This is a genomic window from Fodinicola feengrottensis (genome assembly GCF_010993775.1).
GTDB lineage: Bacteria > Actinomycetota > Actinomycetes > Mycobacteriales > HKI-0501 > Fodinicola > Fodinicola feengrottensis.
This window is the reverse complement of the sequence record NZ_WOTO01000072.1, coordinates 1-21,257: the sequence shown is the minus strand read 5'-3', so window position 1 is coordinate 21,257 and position 21,257 is coordinate 1. Positions and strand designations below refer to the sequence as shown.

Sequence of the window (21,257 nt, the reverse complement as noted above, 5' to 3'; positions counted from 1 at the left end):
GGGGACGGCGACGCCGGTGGCGCGGCGGATGGGGAAAGAGACGGAACCACCCCGGGCGGCGGCTTCACCGCGGCCGGTGGCTGGCCAGCCGGAGCGTTCGGCGCCGCTGGCGGCGGATGCGGCGCCGTACCACCGCCGCCTCCTGGCGGCGCTGCTGGCGGTGCCGCTGCCGCGCCGCCGCCGGCGGCTTGGTCGGTTTCTGCGGGCTGTCCGAAAGCACAAATGCGAATGCCGCCAGAGCAATCAGCACGATCGCCCCGGCCACCGTCGCCACCCCGGCCGGCTGCCGGGCGAAGTCCTTGGTCCGCTGGGCGCCGAACACCACTCCGTGCCAGATGCCCGCGAGACCACTGCCAGCACCGGCGATGATCCCAGCCGGCTTCAGGAAGTAGCCGGTGACGGCAGCGGTCAGGATCAGCGGAGCGAGTACGCCACGCAGGCCCGAGTTGAGCTCGCCCAGCTCGCCGTAGAGCACCTCGCATTGCGCACAATCGTGCAGGTGGGCATCCACCTTGGTGGCTTCCCGCTTGCTGAGGCCACCGCGCACCCGGGCGCCCAGATGCTCGGTGGTCCAGCCGCAGGTAGTGCCCGCGACCACCGTGTTCTGCGGGACGTCGGCGCAGTGGACGGACAGGTACGCCTGTCGCAGTCGCTCGCGAGCCCGGTACGCCAATGCCGCTACGCCGTTCGGCGTCAACCCCAACAACGGGGCCACTTCGGCGGGCGAGTCGCCTTCCACCTCGGTGTGCCAGAGGACCATCTGCCACCGCTCTGGCAGCGTCGCGAACGCGCGGGCCGCGAGCGTACGTTCGAAGCCGTCCACCACGGTGTCAGCGAACGCCACCGGGGTGTCGTGCCGCTCCATGTCGTCGGTCACGTCGACCCGGCGCTCCTGCCGCGTCCGGTCATAGAAGGCGTTCCGTACGACCGAAAGAAGGTACGAACGGAACGCCAGATCCGGGCCGCCGCCGGCTCGCAACGCCGACAACACCTTGGCGAACGCCTCCGAGACGAGGTCGTCGCGGTCAGCCGGATTGCCGGCGAGGCTCAACGCGTATCGCCGCGCGGCCTCGCAATGCCGGCGGTAGAGCGTCTCGTACGCGTCGGCTTCACCGCTTCTGGCTGCGGTGATCAGCTCCGCATCACTCGGTCCGGCCGGCACTTCACCAGCGCTGACACCGACTTCCGCGTCGCCAGACATCGCCCGAACCAGCTCCCATCAGACATTCGCGGTCTCGCCTGAGAAGGGTAGGGCCTCCCGGCTACCCGCGTCCCCACACTTCCGCGTGGTTGCCCTCGCCAACCCGGTTACAGGGATTTGTCGAGGAAGTCGGTGAGAGCGGCGATCGCGGGACCGATAGATGCCTCGTCGTCGTAGAAACCGATGTGGGTGTCGACCGGGAGCCACTCCAGCCGCGCCGGACCGGCCAGCCGATCGTGGACCGCGACGGCCCGCTCCGGCGGACATGCCCCGTCCTTTTCACCGTGCACGATCAGTGCCGGGACACCGACCAGGTCGGCGGCCGTCGCAGTGTCGAGAGTCAGCATCGTGTACATGGTGTCCGCGGTAATTTCGTTGCGATAGTTCGCAGAGGCGGCTCGCTCAGAGCCGTAGAACTCGTACACCTCGCCGCCTTGGAGCAGGGCATGAGCGCCGATTGGGCCGACGTGTGGGAGATACCCGACCTCGCCCGTACGATCCTCTTCCGCCAGCACCTCGATCGCCTGCCGGAGCGCGGCGCGGTAGCCGTCTTCGCCCATCGCGTCCCGCAGCGTCCGCAGATCCGGGTAGAAGCCTGCGATGCCGGCGAACGCGGCCAGCCGCGGATCCTGGGCGGCGGCTTTGAGCGCGTATCCGGCCCCGGCGCAGATCCCGACGATCGCTATCCGGTCGGCGTCGATGTCCGGTTGGGCGGCCAGGAAACTGACGGCCGCTCGTAGATCGGCGAGCTTGCCGGCCGGCATCTCGCGCAGCCGGGGCTGGCCTTCGGACTCACCGAAGCCGCGGAAGTCGATCGTCAGGGCCGGGAAGCCAGCAGCCGCGATCCGTACCGCGTACGTGTCCGGGACCTGCTCTTTGACCTGCGGCGATGGGCCCGCGACCAGCACCGCTGGGCGGGCGCCCGCGTCCCTGGTATCGGGTTCGTGCAGAGTCCCGGCGAGGCTCAGACCGTCGACAGTGAAACGTATGTTGCGCCTGGTGACCATGGTGTCCTTTCGCAGAGATGCCCTCGACGACAGAACATACATACTGTCTAGACAGTATGTATAGTCCACCGAGGACTTTCCGCATAGAGCGTGGTCATCCACATATGCGTCAGTACGTCCACCAGCTCGGACTGGTTGTCGAATGGCGGCGTGCCGGTCGCGGCGAGATAGTAGAGCCGCTCGCCGAGCCAGGTCAGGGTGGCCGCGAGGGTCTGCGAGTCGATCGCGTGGTGGCTGATCGCCCCGGCCGCGCGGTCCGCGTCAATGCGCTCGGCGGTGGTCTTCGCGAAACTGTCCATCTGGCCGCGCCAGAGCTCCTCCAGCGCGGGGTCGTCGCGCCAGTGCTCGACGATGGCGCGCAACACCGCCGCCTGCTCGCTCCACAGCTGGGCGCCGTCCGCGATCGACCGCCGGATCGCGGCACGGCGATCCGATTCGTCCCGGTGCCCCAGCCAGCTGGCCGACGTTTTTGTGGCCCTGGTCGATCGCTTGCCGGACCAGCTCGGCCAGCACCTCATGTTTGCCCTGGAAGTAGAAATAGAAGCTGCCACGGGAAATCCCGGCTTCGGCGAGGATGTCCGCGACGGTGAGGTCGGCGAACTTGCACCGGCCGAGCAGCCGCGTGGTGGCGTCCAGAATGTTCCGGCGAAGCTCGCGGTCCTCCCGCCGGGTCTCTCGCGCCATGCTGGGAAGGGTAGCCGGCGGCCCACTAGACAGCACGTATAGACACCACATCCAGTACGCTGGCGGCATGGAGTTCCGGGAGCTGGAGACGTTCCTGGTGCTCGCGCAGGAGTTGCATTTCGGCCGGTCAGCGACCCGATTGCATGTCAGCCAAGCGCGCGTGAGCCAGCTTATTCGCGATCTTGAACGCGAGCTCGGCGGACCGCTGTTCGACCGGACCAGCCGCCGCGTCACGCTGACCGCGCTCGGCGAGCGATTCCGGCAGACCGTCCAGCAGCCGTACGAGCAGCTGCTCCTTGCCGTGCGGGACACCCGGGCGGCGTCCCGGGAGGTCGCCGCGGAGCTTCGCGTCGGCTACATGCAGTCGATCGGCGGCTCGCGCTCGCTCGCGAGCGAGCTCATCGCGCCCTTCGAGCGGGCGTATCCGCACTGCCGAACAACGGTGGTCGCGCTGCCGATGCGGCATGCCATGGTGCCGCGGGCCGATCTCGACGACGGTACGGCCGAGGTCGTGCTGTGCTGGTCACCGGGCGGCTCCGGGGACGCGCTGACCGAGCCGGGCCTGTCTGTCGGCCCGGTGCTGATTCGCCTCCCGAGAGGCGTGCTCGTACGCGAGGACCATCCGTTCGCCAACCGGTCGACGATCGATGTGGAGGAACTCGCCGACTACGAGATCGTCGATCCGAGCCGCCCGGCCGGGAAATACGTGGAGGCGTGGGTGCCGCGAACCACCCCGGCCGGCCGACCCATCCACCGGACCGAACAGGATCTGCCCGGGCTGTTGGGCCGGACGGAACCAGTTCTGGAGGATATTTTCACCATCGTTACCCGTACGAAAGCGCTGCATGTGACTTTCGTCGGGCTGCTGGATCGCTATCCGCGCCCCGGACATGCGAGTGGTCGAGGTCAATGGCCTGGCACCGATGGTGCTGCTGCCGATGTGGCGAACGGCCCACGAAAACACCACCATTCGGGCGTTTGTCGAGGAAAAATCTCGGCTCATCGATAAACCGATTCGGCACTGCCCATTAGAGACTGGTCATTGTTCACCAACTGGGACTGTTGAAGGCTCTGAGTAGGTCGTTGGCACTCTGCACGACCGGCACAGAGTGGAGATTCCCATGGTTCACATAAGCTCCCCACCAGAGGCGTTGAGCCAGCGAAGGGCGAACGTCGTTCTCGTCACGCTGTTCCTCGCTACGTTCGTGCTGGGCAGTGCCGAGCTGCTCGTGGTCGGCGTACTGGACCTGATAGCGGCCGACCTTCGCGTCTCCATCCCCTCCGCCGGCGGGTTGCTCACCGCCAACGCCCTGGGGCTGGCGCTCGGCGGCCCCGTCCTGACCGCCGCGACGATCAAACTCAACAAGCGGACCGTACTGATCGGCGCGCCCTCGCGCTGTTTGTCCTGGCCAACCTGGTGCCTGCACTGACTTCCAGCCTTGGCCTGTTCATCGCCGCCCGGGCGGTTGGCGGCGCGCGCTGCAAGGGCTGTTCATCGGGGTCGCTTTTGTGGCAGCTACGACGATCGTGCGGCCTGAGCGCAGGGGACGGGCCATGGGCGTGGTCCTGTCCGGCGTCTCGGTGTCGGCCGCCGTGGGCGTGCCGCTGGGGACGTGGGTCGGCCAGGCGCTGGGCTGGCGTGGCTCCTTTGTCGGGGTTGTCGTACTCGGCGTTCTCGCGCTGATCGCGATTTTGGCGCTGGTCCCATCCGTCCCCAGTACCGGCGGCGCAGCAGGCCAAGCCAGATATGCATTCGCCCCACGGGTACTAGCCGTGCTCGGACTCAACTTCCTGACGTTCGCCGCGATCTTCGCAGCAGTGACCTACATCGTGCCGTTCCTGCAGCACATCACCGGAATCTCCGGTCCGCTGATCAGCGTCTTCCTGCTGGTGTACGGAAATAGCTACAGCAGTGGGCACCTTCGGCGGCGGCCGGTACGCAGACCGAAACGCCGCGCGCACCCTGCTCGTCGGCACCATCGGTGTCGCAGTATCCCTGCTGGCCCTCAGCCTCGTCGGCGCAGTCGCCGCCCCCTGGTAGCCCTGGCGTTGGCGGCTCTCGGGCTGTTCGCGATGGGAATGACCCCATCGATCCAGTACCGGGTAGTCAGCCTGGCTGGGCCCGGAGGTGCCTTGGCCTCTTCGCTACCCGCCTCTGCGATCAACGTGGGCATCGCCTTCGGCTCAACCGCGGGCGGCCTGGCGATCAGTACGTTCACCACCTCGTCCGCGGTGATCGCAGGCCTGGTCATCGCAGCCCTCGCGGTCCCGGTCGCCGTGGCCACCAGACACCTCAAACCGCCAACCGTCGAGACAGCGCCGAACCAAAGGGCAGCGAAAACGAGTGCCGAGCTCACCGTCTGAGTAGATGCGGCTATATGACAATCGTCAATGTCTCGCTGCCGGCGATGGGTACGTCTCTGCGTTTTCACCGATCAAGGAGCGGAGTTTTCGATGAAAATCCTCGACCGTCGATGGGCGGTGTTGGCGTTGCTCGCCGCCACACAGTTCATTGTGGTGCTGGATATGACAATCGTCAATGTCGCACTGCCTGCTATTGGTACGTCCCTGCATTTCACTGACCAAGGTCTTTCCTGGGTCGTCAACGCTTATGTGTTGGCGTTCGGCGGTTTTCTGTTGCTGGGCGGGCGAGCAGCTGACCTGTTCGGCCGGCGTCGAGTGTTCATGGCCGGGTTGCTGGTTTTCGCGCTCGCGTCGCTGGCCAACGGGGCCGCACCAACCGCTGGCCTGCTGATCGCCTCACGTGCATTGCAGGGCGTTGGCGGCGCACTGCTCGCGCCCCCCGCGCTTTCCTTGGTAGCGACCGTTTTCACCGAACCAGCCGAGCGAAACACGGCCATGGGCGTTTGGGGCGCGTCGCCGGCGGTGGCGGCGCGGCCGGTGTCCTGCTCGGCGGAGTGCTCACCAACACGGTTGGCTGGCCGTGGATTTTCTGGGTGAACGCACCGGTCGCGCTGGTGGTCGCGCTGCTCGCGCCACGACTGCTGCCGGCCGGTGGCGGCGAACAGGGGCACCCCCGGCTGGACCTTCCCGGTGCGGTGACTGTCACCGCCGGGCTTTCACTGTTGGTCTTCGCGTTGGTTGGCACCCAGGAAGCCGGCTGGATTTCGGTGCGTACGATTGGATTCCTGCTGACAGCGGCGGTTCTGCTGGGGGTTTTCGTCGTCATCGAGATCCGGTCGCCGGCTCCGCTGGTGCATTTCCGGTTCTTCCGGATGCGGGTGCCAACAGTGGCCAACATTGCCCTGCTGATCTTCGGCGCTGGCATGTTCTCGATGCTCTATTTCCTTTCGCTCTACATGCAGCAGGCCCTGCACTATCCGCCGCTCGCCGCCGGACTGGCGTTCCTGCCGCAGGCCGCTGCGTGATGATTTTCGCTCAGATTTCGGCCCGAGTGGTCACAAAAATGGGCTTGAAGACGGCGATGGTGACCGGGCTGGTGCTGGCCGCCGCCGGCCTGGGCTGGTTCAGCCAGGTAAGTCCGACCGGCAGCTTCCTCGCCGACATTCTCGGTCCGTCCATTGTGGTCTCGGCCGGTGGCGGTCTCGCGTCGGTGGCCATCAACATTTCCGCGGTCACCGCAGTGCCAGCCGCCGACTCCGGGCTCGCCGGCGGCCTGGTCAATGTCAGCCAGCAGGTGGGATCCGCGTTGGGGTTGGCGATCCTGGCCACCCTCGCGAGCACTCGGACTCACGCACTGCTGGCCGCCGGCGCGTCCGACCCGGTCGCGCGCTGACCGGCGGATTCCGGCTGGGCTTCCTGGTCGGCGCGAGTTTCGCCCTGGCAGCGGCCATTATCTGCGTCATCTGGATGCCCAACCAGAAGGGGCGTACGACCGTACCGCAGCCCGTCGTGGCCGAGCCCGTACCGAGCGGCCGATAGTCCCCCAGGCTGAGCCGCCCTGGGTCGCGAGGACGAGCGACGGTTCCGGAGGTTTCTGGGAATATCTCCCGTGACTTTGGCGGCGATGCCTGATCGCGTGCGGGTGGCGCACGCGATGAGGCATCGCGGCCAAAACGTCCACCGCTACGCGAGGGCGATGTCGTCCACGTAGTACGTGCCGGTGCCGTACCAGCCGTGGGTGAAGACGGTGATGCTGCTGGTGGCGGCGCCGGTGGTGAAGGTGAGCGTGAGTTTCTGCCAGCCGCCGCTGGTGGTGGCCCAGGTGGAGGGATCCGTTCCGCCGGTGCCGGTGGCGCCCAGATAGGTGTTGCTGCCGTTCACCCAGCCGGTCAGTGTGTAAGCCGTTCCCGGTTTGACGGCCACCGTTTGGGTGCATTGAGCGGTGTCACTGTTGCTTGGTGTTGCTGACAAAGCGTGCGTTCCACTGTGGACAGTGCCGCCTTGTACGCTGCCCCGAGAGCCAGCGGTGCAGGTCCACGGAGTGAGGCTGCCGGTCTCAAAAGTGCCGTTGGTGACAGCTCCCGATCCGCCCGGCGGAGTCGGAGTGGGGCTGGGACTGGCCGGCGGAGTCGGTGTCGGCGAGGCTGGCGGAGTCGGTCCCGCTGACGTCGTGCTCGGTGTCGGCGTGGGGCCGGCCGGGCAGCTCGCCGCCGAGCCACCGGTGTCGGTTACCGCCGCGTTGAACAAGGTGGTGCCCGGATCGAGGTCGTAGAGCGAGAACATCATGGTGCCGCCGAGTCCGTTGCAGTGCAGGTAGTCGGCCTTGGCCTGGATGGACCGGGTGTTCTCCCCCGACCAGAAATTCGTGCCGTCGTAGAAATAGGAGGCTTTCGCGCTGTCGTCCCAGAAAGTGTCGCTCGGGTTGTCGACAACCCCGGAAAGTTCTTTGTACATCCGGATTCCAGCCACGTTTCCGGAGTCGGCCGCACCTGGCGCCGGACCGGTGGCGGTCTGGAAGAGCCCGTGGTTGCTGCCGGCTGGTACGCCCGTCCAGCCGCGATAGTAGAACGGCACGCCAATGTTCAGCTTGGCGGCTGGGAAACCACCAGGAATGCCGTACTGGGAATCCCCGACGGTGAACGCCTTGATGGCCTCGTCGACGTTGTATTTCGCGGTGCCCGGCGGGATCGGGGCCATCGGGTCGTTCGGGCCGGAGAACAGCGGCGACTGGTGGTTGGTCGGTCCGGTCGCCTCCCAACCGCCGTGCATGTCATACGTCATCGGGTCCCCGAAGGTGAGGTACTGGCCAATCTTGTCGGTCTCCAGGTTCTTGATCTTGTCCTGCCCAGCGCCCAAAGCAGCGGTCAGCGCGTACGTTTTACCGTCCGCCGAGCCCTGCGTGTTGAGCTCGGACCGGAATTCGGCCAGCAGCGCGGTGAAGTTCTGCTTGTCGGCGGCACTGGAGTGGTTGCCGGTGTGGCCGCCACCGCCCGGGTATTCCCAGTCGATGTCGAGCCGTCGAAGATGCCCTTCGCCGTACCGTCGCCGCCATAGCCACCCTGTACGGGCAGGTTTCCCTTGATGAACATGTTGATGCAGGACGAGACCAGTTTCTTGCGGGCCGCGTCACTGGCCGCCGCGTCGGAGAAGAACTTGGAATACGTCCAGCCGCCGATCGACAGCAGCACCTTCAGGTTCGGGTGCCGCGCCTTCAACTCCTGCAACTGGTGGAAATTGCCGACGATGGGCTGGTTCCACACGTCCGCGGTGCCGTCGACGCTGATGTCCGAGCCGAACGACTTCTGGTAGTCCGCGAAGGAGTCTCCGGCGCCGTCACCGGCGTTCGGGTCGTTCTCGTCCTGCGAAGCCGCCTTGTTCGCCTCGAAACAGGTCAGGTTGGTCGGATCGACGTTCGCGAAGTCGTACAGCATGTAGTCGAGTTTCCCAGCGATGCCTTCGTTGTCGACGTTCTTGAGATAGAAGGCGTTCTGGTAGATCGACCACTGGTCGTAATAGGCCACCTTGATGCCACCGCTGGTGGCCGGCGCGCCGGTGGTGTTGGCGGTGGCCGGACTGGCCGCACCCAGCAGCGCGGTGGTCAGGGCCAGCAGCGAGGCGACCGCGAACGCGGCACCGGTGAAGGCCAGCCTTCTGTTGGTTCGCACAAGAATCCTCCTGGGATTGGGGCTGCTTCCACTGCTCAACAGGCGCCGTTGTCGGCCCAGACGCCGGCGGGACCGCCGGGAATGTCACCGTAGCTCCACCATTTCGCGGTCCACTGGTGGCTGCCGTACGAGACGACCGCGCCGCCGTTGTACGTCGTGGTGGCGCTCCACGCGGCCGCCGAGCAGCCGCCGCCCGGAGGCGCGGAGGTCGGCGGCGGCGGCGCCGTCGGCGAGGACGACGGGCCGCTGGTGGGTGGCGTGGCGCCGGCGAATGTCGCCGAGTATTTGGTGAAGTCCCAGGAATTCTGCGTGACACTGCTGCAGACGCCGGAGGTCTGGCCGTTGTTGTCCGGCGGCGAACACTGCCGGTCCCGGTTCACCGCCCAGAAGGTGAAGCGGGCCAGGCCGTGGCTGGTCGCGTAGTTCAACACGGACTGGAAATCGGCTTGCCGGAAGAATTCACCGGTGTCCGAGCGGCCGTTCATCAACGACGCGCCTTCGTGGGCGTACGCGGTGGCGCTGCTCCAGCCGAGGTGCGATTCGAGCAGTCCGTGAAAACTTTCCAACGCGTTGATCTGATCCGTGGCGCCGTTGAAACCGCCGTCGAACGGCATGATGGAGAAGTTGTCCGGAGTGAAGCCCAAAGTCTTGGACTTGTCCAGCAACAAAGTGCCGAAGTAGCCGGCGCCGGAGGTGGTGCCGGGCATCGTGACGGACACGTAAAGCCCGGAGTTGTTGCGCTGCAGGATCTGCGCCGCACCGAGCTCGTTGTTCACCGCCGCGTCGTTTTCGTACTCCGGCTCCTCCAGGTCGAAGTCGATTGCGTGCAGGCTGTATTTGCTGCACCTGCTGGTACGCGGCCGCGGTAGCCGCCGGGCTGCCACAGTTCTGGCCCAGTTTGGTGCCGCCGTAACCGCCGATGGAGACCGAAACATCCCCACCTTTGCTCCGAACGGTTGTTGATCAGCGCGCCAGCCGCGGTGTCCGACGAGATCGGCGAGGTGCCGCCCCACGATGGCGTGCAGCCGCCGGAATCCAGAATAAAGGCCAATTGGAACGCTTTTTGACCGGTCGCGTCCATGACGGCGGCCACGTCCGGCGGGCTGTTGTCTTCCGGCATCACGTACGGCGCGGAGGCGTACCAGTTGCTGCCCAGGGCGGCGGTGGCCGCCTGGCCGGTGCCGGAGAACAGGGCGAGTCCGGCGACGGTGGCCAGGGCCACCGCCGCGCGTGCCAACAGCGGCGATCTTCCAGCTGCGCATGAGGCTGCTCCTTTGCGTTGGAGAGATGGGATTCAGGCGCCTAGCAGACCACCGAGCCCGCTCGCCTGCGTCCGCCAGTCCGGCGTTCGGTGTCGCCCCAGCCCAGCGTTGACCTATTCGGTTCAGCGGATCGCGATCGTGCTGCCAGATCGCATCCGCCTGCCGTTGGGCGTACCCCCGATATCCGGAGTCGCCGGTCGCGGTCAAAAGATCCAGCAAATACCGCATGAAGATGCCCTTGAACTGCTTTTGGTTGTCGTCGCAGGTGTTGGCCGGGTCGCACGACTCGGTGAGAATGCCGTTCGGGCTCAACGAAGATGACGTGATCGCCGCGTCGGCGAGCCGACGGGCCGCCGCGAGTTGAGTCGGATCACCGGTGGCTCGCCACAGTTCCAGCGCTGCACCCATCGCGAGTCCCTGGTTGTACGTCCACACCGTGCCGCCATTGTTGTGGCAGCCGCTGTCGATGCCGTCGTTGACCAATCCGCTGGCATTGATCATGCCGCTGGCCGAGAACCAGTTCCAACCCGCGATCGCCCGGCCCAACCAGGTGGTGTCTGCGAGCAGCCGATTGTGCAGGGCGGCCGCCAACCGGACATAAAGGCCGTTGGTGATCGCGTTTTTGTACGTACGCTCGCGGTTCCACCACACCCCCCCACCGCAGGTGGTATCCCAATATCCCTGCACGTACTGCCCAATGGTCTGGGCCATCGACAGGTATTTCGCGTCATGGGTCAGGTCGTACGCCTGGATCCAAGCGATGCCCCACCATTCGGTGTCGTCGATCGCCCGGCTGGCGAAGTTTCCCTCGATCGGGTCGCTGCTTTTCACCCCGGCCGGGAAGACGCCTTTGTTGACCTCGAATGTGCGGTCGACAATCCAGCGCTGACTGGTGCTTCCGGTCCGCTGCAGGTAATCCATCATCGTGGTGACCGCGACGGCCGAGTTCCACCAGCTCGACGGCCACCAGGCGGTGTTCGGGTCGTACGAATACATCAACGCGTCAGCGGCCGCCGCCGGACGATCGCGCTGGCCGGCCGAGCCCACGCCGTACAGCTGCCGTTGGAGCCCTCGACGACCGCCCGGCCGCAGGCCCGTACGGCACCGCCATAGAGCAGCGATTTCGGATCTCGGGTGGCGAAAAGTGCGGTCCGGGTGGAAGTCGCGCCGGAGCCGACACTGAGGCGTCCCAGCGATGATCCGTCCGGCCAGGAGGCGCCCTCGTTCCAGGACCGGTCCAACCACACCTCGTCGCCGGCACGGCCGGCCGAAAGGGTTGCCCAGGCCATCCCGCGATTGTCCATATGCAGGGCGAACTCCCGGCCATTCAAGGTCGTCGGCGGCACCGGCTGATCGTCGCCGACCGCGCCGGACGCGTCGGTGCCATCACAGGCCGCGTCGCACACTCGTACGTACGCCCAATCCGTGCAGGCAACGCCCTGCGCGTCGCCACAGGCACGCAGCAGACCTCGACGGTGATTCGACGGGTCCGCGAGGTTGTACATGAGCGTACGAGTGCCGGTCCACGTCGCGGGAATGCTTGCCTTTCCCAGCAATCCGTCCCACGTCGTGCCGCCGTCCCCCAGCTCCGGTCGAGCCAGACCGAGTCCCCGGTCGTCCCATCGTCGATGCTGGCCCACGCCATCGCGTCGGCATCGGAAACGTGCAGGACAATACGTCGCCCATTAACGATCTTATTCGAAACGGGGAAAGTTTCCTGCCGCGCCAACGACGGATCACGGGTGTCGCAATAGACCGAGCACACCTGGGTCCCCGCGACCGCCGGCTGGGATGGCGTTATTGCGGCCAAAACCGCGATGATCAGGAAGATTTTCGGGGCCAGCCACCACCGCGAACGTCCGGACATGGGCCAGCTCCTTCTCCGGAGGCGGAATCCCGTGAAATCCTGAATAATCGTGCGGTTGATCAATACCGGTTAAGCCGGCTATGAGATCCACAGGATTACACCGATTGACGCAGCTCAGAACAACCCGCGACACAGTGGCCGGATCCGGCCATCGGCCGCCTCGCCGCGAACGGAAAAAAATCATTGGCGCTGACGGCAGGTTTTCCCGTACGACAATAGATGCGCCAGTCGCGGCAGGCCAATTCTGCTCACATTGAACAATACCCTCGTTCATTTCCCCGGCAGGTTCGAAAATCGGCCAGGGCAGGCACGTAACCACCCAGCCGCGAACACCAGTCCACCGGCCCGCCGCCGGATCGGCCGCGTCGCTGTCGTACGTTGGACTCGACGGTGGACAACGGAAGGACGGTGGTCGCTCATGCTCGCGGGGCGTCTGAACGTGAAGACCCGGGAATTCGCGATGGTGGACGTGCCGGTTCCGGAGCCCGCCCGCGACCAGGTGCGCATCAAGGTCGCGGCGGCCGGAGTGTGCCTGTCCGACGTGCACCTGATCGACGGCACCCTGGGGCTCGGCCGGGAAAACACCGTCACCCTCGGGCACGAGGTGGCCGGCACCATCGACGCGCTGGGCGCCGAGGTCACCGGCTGGCAGCCGGGCCAGCGGGTCATCCTGCAGGCCGGCGAGCGAAACCCGAGCGGCCGGATGCTCACCCGTGGCGTCGACTACGACGGCGGGTGGGCCGAATACGCGCTGGCCACCGCGACCACGCTGGTGGCGATCCCGGACAGCCTCCCGTTCGACCAGGCCGCGATCATCCCAGACGCGGTTTCCACGCCGTGGGGCGCGATCGTCGAGACGGCGAACGTACGTCCCGGTCAGGCGGTTGGCGTCTGGGGTGCCGGCGGTCTCGGCGCACACGGCGTCCAGTTGCTGCGGCTGGTCGGAGCCGCCCCGATCGTGGTCGTCGACCCACTGCCGGCCGCCCGGGAGCGCGCCCTGGCGCTCGGCGCCGACGTCGTGCTCAGCCCGACCGACGCGGACTTCGGTCAGCGGATGTGGGCCGAGACGGACGGCGCCGGGCTGTCCGCCGCCTTCGACTTCGCCGGCGTCACCGCCGTCCGCGACCAGGCGGTCGGCTGCCTGGGCGCCGGCGGCCGGCTGGTCCTGGTCGGCCTCAGCGGGCAGCCGTTCACCGTCGCCGACAGCACCCGCTTTCAGCTTCCTGCAACGACAAATCCTCGGCCACTACGGCTATCAGCCGGGAGCGGTCGAACAGCTCGTCGGGCTCGCCCGCCGCGGCCGGCTCGACCTGTCCGGTTCGATCAGCGATGTCCTCCCGCTGGCTCAGGCCGCCGACGCGGTGGCACGTCTGCAGAGCAAGGAAGGCAACCCGATCCGGCTGATCCTGCGCCCCTGAGCGGCGCGTCTTTTCGGGGAAATTCCGCCGTTCAGCCGTTAGTTCGTTGGCTCCACCAACCGTCCGCTGAGTTCCGGCTGCACGCGGTGGCTACCCCAGGTGAGCCGAAGGTCCGCGCTCCCTGGCCGACCGGCGGCATCCCATTCGCGTACCGAATCGCACAACTGGTCGGCGAGCCTGCCGCCGATGCAGTCCTGAACAAGCACGCCGATTTCGCCGGACGTACGCCGAAAAAGCGCGGCCGTGCCGGCGTTGCTCATCACCCGTACGGTCTCCATTAAGTACGGAATTCCGGTCGAGGACCAGCCGCCATGACGAAGTTCAAGCCACAGGCTCAGCCCGTCCACGACTTCCGCCGGAGTGATCGTCAGGCCGGTCGCGCGATGATCGCGTCGACTCAGGTCCGGTCCGACGATGTCGCCGTCGGTCAGCAGTGCGAGCGCCGAACCCTGCTGCATCGAGACGAAGTTCACCGGCCGAATGGACCGACTGACCCATCGATCCCCATCAGCCTCCACACTGACGGTCCGGCACATGCCGGAAATCTCCACTGGCCGTACGAGCCGTCCACCCGGCACCAGCTCGAACCATCGGTTCAGATGGCGCTTGGTGACCAGCACCCGGTCGTACGGCGGCCGGTCGGCCCAGGCCACCCCGCCGGTCGGACCGGTGAGGTGGCCAATCAGTGCCGTCAGATATCCGTCGATATCGCGATTGCCGGACCCAACCAGCAACACCTGATGGCCCGGTCGTACGTCCAATTGCTCCAGCATCGCGGCCAATGCGGACGGCTGGTCGGCGCACAGATCGGGCCCGTATCCCAGCGGCACGTCTCGAAGGCATTTCGCAGGGTCCACATGGGACAGATAAACATCTCTTGGAATATCCCGAAAAGCGGCTCGTACGCGGTCCCTGACTCCGACGGTCACGGTGTCCGTGCCGACCTTTTGGTGATGCTGTTCATTGCCTGAGATCTCCGTTTCAGCAGCTTTCGTCAACCTTCGCTCACGGCCTGACCGGCCGCTGCGGCCGAACGGACAGGCGATCAGGCATGGGTGCCCGTACGGCCGGCGCCCCGCGACTCAGCGATGATGGCGCCATGACGGACTCGTCCACGCGCACTCCGCTGACCCGCCGGGCGGCCGCGCCGGTGCGTACGTTCCTGCGCACCGAGTCGGGCAGCGCCGGCGTGCTGGTGGCCGCGATCGTGCTCGCGCTGCTCTGGTCCAACGTCAGCGTCGCCGGCTACGAGGCGTTCTGGCACCTCCAGTTCTCGATTCGGCTCGGCGGTTTTCGGCATCTCGCAGGACCTGCGGACCTGGGTCAACAGCGGGCTGATGACGCTGTTCTTCCTGGTAGTGGGCCTGGAGGCGCGCCGCGAAGTCGACCTTGGCGACCTGCGGGACCGGCGCCGGTTCGTGCTGCCGCTGGCCGCCGGACTGCTCGGGATGGCGATCCCGGTGCTGATCTACCTGGCCATCACGCTGGCCGGGCCAGCCGCGCACGGATGGGGCGTGGCGATGTCGACCGACACCGCGCTCGCGCTCGGAATGCTGTCGCTGCTCGGCCGCCGAGTCCCCGATCGGGTACGAGTGTTCCTGCTGACCGTCGCGGTCGTCGACGATCTCGTCGCGCTGATCGTGATCGCCTTCGCGTACAGCACCGATGTACGGATCATGCCCATCGCGATCGCCGTGGTGGTGTTCGGCGTACTCATCGCCGCCCTCAAGTTCGGAGTGGACCGGCCGGCGCTCTACGCCCTGCTCGGAATTGTCATGTGGGCCGCTTTGCTGAGCAGCGGGGTCGACCCGGTGGTCGCCGGCCTCGCGATTGGCCTGACCGCGTCCGCCTACTCACCAGCGCGAGAAAACCTGGAGCAGGCGACCGGCCTTTTCAAGCTTTTCCGCGAACAACCGACGCCGGAACTGGCTCGGGATGCGACCACCGGACTCACCTCGACGCTCTCCCCCCCGCGCGCCTCCAGCATTTCTATCTGCCGTGGACGAGCTATCTCATCGTGCCGCTTTTCGGGCTGGCCAACGCGGGCATCGTCATCAACGGCGACTTTCTCGTACGGGCCTACACCACCCCGATCACGCTCGGCATTCTTTTCGGCTATGTGCTGGGAAAGCCGGTCGCCATTCTGGGCATGTCGTGGCTGCTGTCGCGGCTGAGCGGCGGCCGGATCAAGCCCACTGTCGGCTGGGCGTCGGTCGCCGGCACCGGCACCATCGCCGGCATCGGCTTCACCGTGTCCTTGCTGATCGCCACCCTCGCCTTCAGCGGACCGCAACTGGCCGAGGCGAAACTCGGAGTGCTGTCGACCATGATCGTCGCGCCGCTGCTCACCTGGGTGGTTTTTCGCATCACGGCGCTGCTTCCGGAGAATCGCCGAGCCGTCGCGCTGCTGGGCGACGCCGAGCAACTGCTCGATCTCCTCGTGCCGGTCGACCCCGACCGCGACCACATTCGCGGCCCGGCGGACGCCTCGGTCACCGTCGTCGAATACGGCGATTTCCAGTGCCCGTACTGCGGCCAGGCCGAGGTGGCCGTACGCGAAGACCTGCTTGTCGACGATGACGTGCGCTATGTCTGGCGCCATCTTCCGCTCACCGACGTACATCCACAGGCACAGCTGGCCGCCGAAGCGGCCGAAGCCGCGGCAGCCCAGGGCGCGTTCTGGCCGATGCACGACTTGTTGCTGGCCCGACAGGACAAGCTGCGCATCATGGATCTGATGAAATACGCTGAAGAGCAAGGCCTGGACAAGCAGCGATTCCACGAGACCTGAAACGCCACGTCCATGCCGCGAGGGTCGCTCAGGACCTGGAGTCCGCGGACCTCAGCGGCATTTCCGGCACCCCGTCGTTCTTTATCAACGGTCAGCGCTATTACGGCGCGTACGACATCGAGACCCTGACCGTTGCCATCACCACCGCCCGTACCCGCGCGATCATCACCTCCCTCGACGGCTGATCTCGCGTACACGTGAGCGAACACCGGGCGCGGTCGGCAACCCTTTTCCGGTTTTCCCTTCGACCCTGGGAAGTCGCTACCCAGAGCGACCTTGCCCAGTCGGTCAGCCTTCCAAAAAAGGCACCAGGAAGAGGGATGAGCGGGTCGAACGTACGAAAGGTCGCCCATCTCCTGACAACTCTGCGCTATGGACACGCGGGCCATGTTTACCGACGTAACGCTTACGTCTAAAGTGATCTTGGCCAGGAAGTTTTTTCGTTTGTCGTAAGAACCTCTGCCCCCGTTCGCATGTGACTCCCCGGGGGGACTCACTTCATGTCCAGTCCCACCAAGCCGTTTCGAGCCACCACCCACGCGGAACTGATCGCCCTGTCGGATCAGGCCGCCCACCGGGTGATGAACAGCCAGGGCACCAGGAACGGCCAGGGCGTCGGCTGGCTGATGATGTCGACGATCCTGGTCGAGTCCTGGGATATCTACGCGATCTCGTTCCTGCTGGTCTTCGTGAAGGCCGATTTCCACCCCAGCGCACTGATGTTGGGCCTCGCGTCCAGTGCGGTCCAGCTGGGCGGCCTGCTCGGCGCCGTTTTCGGTGGCTGGCTTGCGGACCGGCTGGGACGGCGATGGGTCTTCATCACCACCATGGTGCTGTTCATAGTGTTGGCCCCACTGCAGGGTTTCGTGACCAGCATGTGGCAACTAGTGGCCATCCGGTTTCTGCTCGGATTCCCGTTGAGCAGCGACCTCGCGTCCGGGTACGCGTACATCATGGAGGCCATGCCGCGGGGCACCCGCGAGGTGAGGTGATGGGCAACCGCAAACAGGGAATGTTCGCCATTGGCGAGGTGCTCGCGATCACCGTCGTCACGGTGATGCTGGTCGCCGGCGTCGATCATTCGTTGCTGTGGCGGATTGGCCTCGCACTGGGAGCGCTGCCCGCGCTCGCGCTGCTGCTCGGCCGCCTCAAAATCACCGACACCGCGCCTTCGCTCATTTTGCGCGGCAAGTTCCACCAGGCCAAGCAGGTCTCGCGAGTGATGTTCCACGATTCGCTGGACATGCTTCCGGACCAGGATTTCCGCATCAAACGGCCCAGCACCGCGAACTTCCTGCGCAGCATCTGGTCTGATCCAGTACGTCGACGGGCCAGCATTTTCGGCTGGATCTCCAACGCCGCACAGTCGGCCTCGTTCGGCGCCTTCGGGTTCTACTTACCCTCCGTACTAGCCGTTGCCGGGATTTCCAAGGGCATCGTGGCCACCAACCTGATGACCGGCGCCATCTACTGCCTCGCCGCCGTGAGTGTGGCTTTGTCGGGCCGCAGATCACTTCTCGCATCGGCCACCGTGGCATCTCCCAGTGGGGCTTTGGAATCTCGTTCGTCTCGTTGTTACTCGCCGCTTTCGCGCTACAACTGAACGTGGGCTGGCTGTTACTGCTCGCCGCGGCCGCGATGATGTGGGGCCAGTATTGGGCCGGCACCAACGGCATGACCGTCACCGCGATGGTGGCGCCCACTCGTTACAAGGCGACCGCGTGCGGTTTCGGTTACGTTTTCGTGAAACTGGCCAGCTTCGTCACACTTTTCCTGTTCCCGTTGCTGCTTGAGGCGACCGGCACGGCGGCGGCCACCGCGATCGTGTCGCTGATCGCGCTGGGTGGTTTCCTTGCAGCGCGTTACATCCTGCCCGAGGTCTACGGCTACGTGGAGTCCGAAAGCCTGAAGACTGCTCAGACGTACTAGAACTTGTGTTCGATCGCAAGAAAATGTCTCGTTCGGGCCGCCCCAATCACTGTTATCCGCGAAGCCCCCGGACCGTTAGCCTCAACACGTGATCATTGCGAGTGCGCCCACCACCATGCGGGCCGCGGTGCTGTACGGTCCGGGCGACCTGCGGGTGGTCGATCGACCGGTGCCCCGCCCAGGTCCCGAGGATGTGCTCGTACGAGTCGAAATGTGCGGGGCGTGCGGCACCGACCTGAAGATCGTCGATGGACATTTCCCACAGACTCCACCGTTTGGTGAGTTCACCCCCGGTCATGAGTGGACCGGGGTGGTCGTGGAGACCGGCTCGACCGTGGACGAGTTCCAGCCCGGCGACCGGGTCTGCATCGAGGCGCATCGAGGCTGCGGCCGGTGCGCCAACTGCCTGGTGGGCCGCTACACCGCTTGCCTCAACTACGGAAATCCGGCCAAGGGGCACCGAGCCAGCGGGATGACCGCGAACGGTGGTTTCGCCGAATACGTCGTACACCATGTCAGCGCGCTTTACCATCTGCCGGCCGAACTGTCCGCCGAGGACGCGGTGCTGATCACCACGGCCGGCACCGGTTTGTATGGACTGGACGTCGCAGGCGGTTACATCGTCGGCCAGGACGTGGCGATTTTCGGTCCCGGCCCGGTCGGTCTGATGACCGCGCAGGTCTGCCGTGCGATGGGGGCGGCGCGGGTGATTTTGGTTGGCACCAGGCCATCCCGGCTGGAGCTCGGTGCCAAGCTCGGGGTCCGGCACACCATTAACTCCAGTGAAGTCGATCCCGTACGAGCCGTGTTGGAACTGACCGGCGAACAGGGCGTCGATCTCGCCATCGAAGCGTCCGGCGGCCTCGGCACCCCGCAACAGTGCGCGGAAGTCACCAAGCGTGGCGGGAAGATTCTTTTCGTTGCGTTCTATCGCGATTCGGTCCAGTTGGACCTGAGTGCGGTGGTGCGCAAGGACATCACGATGTACACCTCTCGGGGCGAGGGTCGGAACAACGTTCAGCGAGCCGTGGCGTTAGCCGCTTCCGGTCAGCTGCGCGCGAAAAAAGAGCTGGTCACCCACCGATTCCCGCTGGACCAGATCGCCGAGGCGTTCCGGGTCATGCGGGAGCGGGAAGGCGATCCGGTGAAGGTCGTCGTCGTACCCTAACCTGATCGTCGTCACCCCAAGGCGCGAGGAGCCCGGGATGCATCATCAAATTCTGGCCCCGGTGGTTAATTCGCTCGTACTGTCGGCATTAGTCGCCGCGGTGCCGCTGATTCTGCTGCTGGTGCTGCTCGGCGTCGTACGCATGCGATCCCACTGGGCCGCGCTGATCAGCCTGGTGTGCGGATTAGTAGTGGCGATCCCGATCTTCCGGCTGCCGCCAGTGCCCGCTTTCAGCGGTGCGCTGGAAGGCGCCGCTTTCGGGCTTTTCCCGATCGTCTGGATCATCGTCAACGCCATCTGGCTGAACCGGCTGATCACCAGGTCTGGGCACCTCGACACCGTACGGCGTACTTTCCTTTTGTTGTCGAGGGACTATCGCGTACAAGGTCTGGTCGTGGCCTTCTGTTTCGGATCGTTGCTGGAATCAATGGCCGGCTTCGGTGCCCCCATCGCGGTCGTCGCGGCCATCCTGCTCGCCCTCGGCTTCAGCCCCATCCGAGCCGCCACCGTCGCCCTTTTCGCGGACGCGGCCGGGACAGCTTTCGGCTCGGTCGGCAACCCGATTTTCGCGCTGAGCAAGGCAACTGGATTGCCCACCGGACCGCTCGGTGAGATGGTCGGCCGGCAGGCGCTGATAGTCGCGCTGTTCGTCCCCTTCGCGCTTTTGCTTGTCCTAGACGGCAAGCGCGGCCTCCGGCAACTCTGGCCGGTCGCCCTGGCCACCGGCCTCGGCTTCTCCATCGGCCAGTTCGCCGCCGCCAACTATGTCACTTTCCAGCTCGCCGACCTGATCGGCGCGCTGCTGTCAGCGGCAGCCGTGGCTGTGCTGCTGCGCTTGTGGTCCCCTCGCGAGATTCTCCCACCGCCCAACGAAAAAGCCGACGAGGCTCCTGACGAACAGCGGCACTGGCTGCCGTCCTTCGCACCCTACGGCGTACTGATCGTCCTGCTTGCCTTGGTGTCGCTGAAGAATCCGGTCTCCGACTGGCTGCAGACCCTGACCATCCAGTTCCGCTGGCCCGGCGCCGGCGCGATTGGCGCCAACGGCAAGGCTCTGGCTTTGCCACTGTTCCAGCTCAACCTGCTGACCGCGACCGGCACGGTGCTGCTGGTGACGGGTCTTCTCACGCTCGCCATCCAGAGGATCCGAGCACGTGACGCCGTACGCGAATATGGCGCCGGACTCGTACAGGTCTATTCCGCGGCCTTCACTGTCTTGCTCGTGATGGCGCTGGCCTATCTGATGAACTATTCCGGCCAGGCCAACACCATCGGCACTCTGCTCGCCCACACCGGAATCGCGTTCGCTCTGCTCTCACCCGTACTAGGCTGGCTCGGCGTCGCCGCCACCGGATCCGACACCTCAGCCAACGCCCTCTTCGGCGCCGTACAGGTCGCCGCCGCCAAACAACTCCACCTCAGCCCGTACCTGACCGCCGCCGCCAACAGCGAAGCCGGCGCCCTCGGCAAACTCATCAGCCCCCAAAACCTCGCCATCGCAGCCGCCGCCGTCGGCCTGTCCGGCGAAGAAGGTCAACTGGTCCGGCGAACTTTCCTCTGGAGCCTCGGATTCCTCGCCGGCTTCTGCGTCCTCATCTTCCTCATGGCGTACGGCCCCCTAGCCTGGCTAGTCGTCGTCTAAACGCCCGAGGAACCCCTTCTCCAGAAGTAACTGGTCGGGAACATCTGACGACGAAACCTCGATGGACATTCCATCCAAATCGGCTATTCGAGGCACCTCTAGCAAATACATTCACCAAACCACGTATTAGATCCTCGCACTGCGGCTTGAGCGCATAGCGCAAGCTGGCATTTGAGGCGCTCAGCAATAGCTGAATTCTCTGCCTACGCAAGTGAGAGTTCAAAACCCAACAGCCGCGCCTCCATAATCGCGCGGCACG

21 protein-coding genes and 4 pseudogenes are annotated in these 21,257 nt (G+C 65.7%); 14 read left to right on the top strand and 11 right to left on the bottom strand.

What is annotated here, in order from left to right:
• Nucleotides 1–64: 64 nt before the first annotated feature.
• The 4 genes from GNX96_RS42300 to GNX96_RS42285 form a co-directional block, all read right to left on the bottom strand.
• Entirely contained in the window at nt 65–1,201 is a 1,137-nt protein-coding gene (locus GNX96_RS42300; RefSeq protein ID WP_163573187.1) for an RNA polymerase sigma factor, read from the bottom strand.
• Between the two features lie 107 nt (nt 1,202–1,308).
• Entirely contained in the window at nt 1,309–2,208 is a 900-nt protein-coding gene (locus GNX96_RS42295; RefSeq protein ID WP_163573186.1) for an alpha/beta hydrolase, read from the bottom strand.
• 47 nt (nt 2,209–2,255) lie between these two features.
• On the bottom strand, nt 2,256–2,573 hold the full coding sequence (locus GNX96_RS42290) for a hypothetical protein (RefSeq protein ID WP_390624294.1): 318 nt from the start codon (nt 2,571–2,573) through the stop codon (nt 2,256–2,258).
• Complete coding sequence (locus GNX96_RS42285) at nt 2,470–2,892, bottom strand: TetR/AcrR family transcriptional regulator (RefSeq protein WP_163573184.1); 423 nt, start codon at nt 2,890–2,892, stop codon at nt 2,470–2,472. Before GNX96_RS42285 ends, GNX96_RS42290 begins: the two co-directional genes overlap by 104 nt.
• Here GNX96_RS42285 and GNX96_RS42280 point away from each other — a divergent pair.
• The 5 genes and pseudogenes from GNX96_RS42280 to GNX96_RS42260 all read left to right on the top strand — a co-directional run bounded on the left by GNX96_RS42280 (nt 2,891) and on the right by GNX96_RS42260 (nt 6,649).
• Complete coding sequence (locus tag GNX96_RS42280; protein ID WP_163573183.1) at nt 2,891–3,901, top strand: LysR family transcriptional regulator; 1,011 nt, start codon at nt 2,891–2,893, stop codon at nt 3,899–3,901. The genes GNX96_RS42285 and GNX96_RS42280 overlap by 2 nt on opposite strands.
• A gap of 142 nt (nt 3,902–4,043) precedes the next feature.
• Nucleotides 4,044–4,322 (top strand): hypothetical protein, encoded by a 279-nt coding sequence (locus tag GNX96_RS59475; protein WP_279582960.1) that lies wholly within the window; start codon nt 4,044–4,046, stop codon nt 4,320–4,322.
• Between the two features lie 49 nt (nt 4,323–4,371).
• A complete protein-coding gene (locus GNX96_RS42275) occupies nt 4,372–5,256 on the top strand; it encodes an MFS transporter (RefSeq protein ID WP_279582974.1) in 885 nt (294 codons plus the stop codon).
• A gap of 27 nt (nt 5,257–5,283) precedes the next feature.
• A pseudogene (locus tag GNX96_RS66375) lies at nt 5,284–6,281 on the top strand (MFS transporter).
• A gap of 38 nt (nt 6,282–6,319) precedes the next feature.
• On the top strand, nt 6,320–6,649 hold the full coding sequence (locus GNX96_RS42260; protein ID WP_163573180.1) for a multidrug efflux MFS transporter: 330 nt from the start codon (nt 6,320–6,322) through the stop codon (nt 6,647–6,649).
• Nucleotides 6,650–6,939: 290 nt separating this feature from the next.
• Here the strand turns inward: GNX96_RS42260 and GNX96_RS59470 are convergent, their stop codons facing one another.
• The 5 genes and pseudogenes from GNX96_RS59470 to GNX96_RS59450 form a co-directional block, all read right to left on the bottom strand.
• Nucleotides 6,940–7,539 carry a carbohydrate binding domain-containing protein gene (locus tag GNX96_RS59470; RefSeq protein ID WP_279582973.1) on the bottom strand — a complete coding sequence of 200 codons (600 nt, stop codon included), beginning with the start codon at nt 7,537–7,539 and terminating at the stop codon, nt 6,940–6,942.
• Nucleotides 7,540–7,587: 48 nt separating this feature from the next.
• Nucleotides 7,588–8,232, bottom strand: a pseudogene (locus GNX96_RS59465) (glycoside hydrolase family 18 protein); the annotation flags it as partial.
• A complete protein-coding gene (locus GNX96_RS59460; protein ID WP_279582972.1) occupies nt 8,121–8,777 on the bottom strand; it encodes a glycosyl hydrolase family 18 protein in 657 nt (218 codons plus the stop codon). The pseudogene GNX96_RS59465 and the gene GNX96_RS59460, both read right to left, overlap by 112 nt.
• 179 nt (nt 8,778–8,956) lie before the next feature.
• Nucleotides 8,957–11,230 (bottom strand): glycoside hydrolase family 76 protein, encoded by a 2,274-nt coding sequence (locus GNX96_RS59455; protein ID WP_279582958.1) that lies wholly within the window; start codon nt 11,228–11,230, stop codon nt 8,957–8,959.
• Complete coding sequence (locus GNX96_RS59450) at nt 11,179–11,823, bottom strand: hypothetical protein (protein WP_279582957.1); 645 nt, start codon at nt 11,821–11,823, stop codon at nt 11,179–11,181. The genes GNX96_RS59455 and GNX96_RS59450 overlap by 52 nt, the downstream gene beginning before the upstream one ends.
• 645 nt (nt 11,824–12,468) lie before the next feature.
• Between GNX96_RS59450 and GNX96_RS42240 the strand changes: the two genes are divergently transcribed.
• On the top strand, nt 12,469–13,749 hold the full coding sequence (locus GNX96_RS42240) for a zinc-binding dehydrogenase (RefSeq protein WP_279582956.1): 1,281 nt from the start codon (nt 12,469–12,471) through the stop codon (nt 13,747–13,749).
• A gap of 435 nt (nt 13,750–14,184) precedes the next feature.
• On the opposite strand, the pseudogene GNX96_RS66370 reads toward GNX96_RS42240, so the two are convergent.
• Nucleotides 14,185–14,325: pseudogene (locus GNX96_RS66370) on the bottom strand (hypothetical protein); the annotation flags it as partial.
• Nucleotides 14,326–14,473: 148 nt separating this feature from the next.
• Nucleotides 14,474–14,698, bottom strand: coding sequence for a hypothetical protein (locus tag GNX96_RS59440; protein ID WP_279582954.1), 225 nt, complete (start codon nt 14,696–14,698; stop codon nt 14,474–14,476).
• Nucleotides 14,699–14,763: 65 nt separating this feature from the next.
• On the opposite strand from GNX96_RS59440, the pseudogene GNX96_RS59435 reads away from it, so the two are divergent.
• The 8 genes and pseudogenes from GNX96_RS59435 to GNX96_RS42205 form a co-directional block, all read left to right on the top strand.
• Nucleotides 14,764–15,324 (top strand): annotated as a pseudogene (locus tag GNX96_RS59435) (Na+/H+ antiporter NhaA); the annotation flags it as partial.
• Nucleotides 15,246–16,259 (top strand): Na+/H+ antiporter NhaA, encoded by a 1,014-nt coding sequence (locus GNX96_RS59430; protein WP_279582953.1) that lies wholly within the window; start codon nt 15,246–15,248, stop codon nt 16,257–16,259. The pseudogene GNX96_RS59435 and the gene GNX96_RS59430, both read left to right, overlap by 79 nt.
• Entirely contained in the window at nt 16,244–16,444 is a 201-nt protein-coding gene (locus tag GNX96_RS66365; protein WP_390624295.1) for a DsbA family protein, read from the top strand. The genes GNX96_RS59430 and GNX96_RS66365 overlap by 16 nt, the downstream gene beginning before the upstream one ends.
• Nucleotides 16,445–16,759: 315 nt before the next feature.
• Entirely contained in the window at nt 16,760–17,251 is a 492-nt protein-coding gene (locus GNX96_RS42225) for an MFS transporter (RefSeq protein WP_163573178.1), read from the top strand.
• On the top strand, nt 17,251–17,862 hold the full coding sequence (locus GNX96_RS42220; protein ID WP_163573177.1) for an MFS transporter: 612 nt from the start codon (nt 17,251–17,253) through the stop codon (nt 17,860–17,862). The genes GNX96_RS42225 and GNX96_RS42220 overlap by 1 nt, the downstream gene beginning before the upstream one ends.
• Nucleotides 17,863–17,864: 2 nt before the next feature.
• Nucleotides 17,865–18,188, top strand: coding sequence for a hypothetical protein (locus GNX96_RS42215; RefSeq protein WP_163573176.1), 324 nt, complete (start codon nt 17,865–17,867; stop codon nt 18,186–18,188).
• A gap of 88 nt (nt 18,189–18,276) precedes the next feature.
• Nucleotides 18,277–19,356, top strand: coding sequence for a zinc-dependent alcohol dehydrogenase (locus GNX96_RS42210; protein WP_163573175.1), 1,080 nt, complete (start codon nt 18,277–18,279; stop codon nt 19,354–19,356).
• Nucleotides 19,357–19,393: 37 nt separating this feature from the next.
• A complete protein-coding gene (locus tag GNX96_RS42205) occupies nt 19,394–20,998 on the top strand; it encodes an L-lactate permease (protein WP_163573174.1) in 1,605 nt (534 codons plus the stop codon).
• Nucleotides 20,999–21,257 lie beyond the last annotated feature (259 nt).

What these genes read in the sequence shown, in the direction of transcription:
- GNX96_RS42300 (WP_163573187.1), bottom strand. Translation starts at nt 1,201, where the DNA reads ATGTCTGGCGACGCGGAAGTCGGTGTCAGCGCTGGTGAAGTGCCGGCC.
- GNX96_RS42295 (WP_163573186.1), bottom strand. Translation starts at nt 2,208, where the DNA reads ATGGTCACCAGGCGCAACATACGTTTCACTGTCGACGGTCTGAGCCTC.
- GNX96_RS42280 (WP_163573183.1), top strand. Translation starts at nt 2,891, where the DNA reads ATGCTGGGAAGGGTAGCCGGCGGCCCACTAGACAGCACGTATAGACAC.
- GNX96_RS42285 (WP_163573184.1), bottom strand. Translation starts at nt 2,892, where the DNA reads ATGGCGCGAGAGACCCGGCGGGAGGACCGCGAGCTTCGCCGGAACATT.
- GNX96_RS42260 (WP_163573180.1), top strand. Translation starts at nt 6,320, where the DNA reads ATGGGCTTGAAGACGGCGATGGTGACCGGGCTGGTGCTGGCCGCCGCC.
- GNX96_RS59470 (WP_279582973.1), bottom strand. Translation starts at nt 7,539, where the DNA reads ATGTTCTCGCTCTACGACCTCGATCCGGGCACCACCTTGTTCAACGCG.
- GNX96_RS42240 (WP_279582956.1), top strand. Translation starts at nt 12,469, where the DNA reads ATGCTCGCGGGGCGTCTGAACGTGAAGACCCGGGAATTCGCGATGGTG.
- GNX96_RS42225 (WP_163573178.1), top strand. Translation starts at nt 16,760, where the DNA reads ATGTCCAGTCCCACCAAGCCGTTTCGAGCCACCACCCACGCGGAACTG.
- GNX96_RS42220 (WP_163573177.1), top strand. Translation starts at nt 17,251, where the DNA reads ATGGGCAACCGCAAACAGGGAATGTTCGCCATTGGCGAGGTGCTCGCG.
- GNX96_RS42205 (WP_163573174.1), top strand. Translation starts at nt 19,394, where the DNA reads ATGCATCATCAAATTCTGGCCCCGGTGGTTAATTCGCTCGTACTGTCG.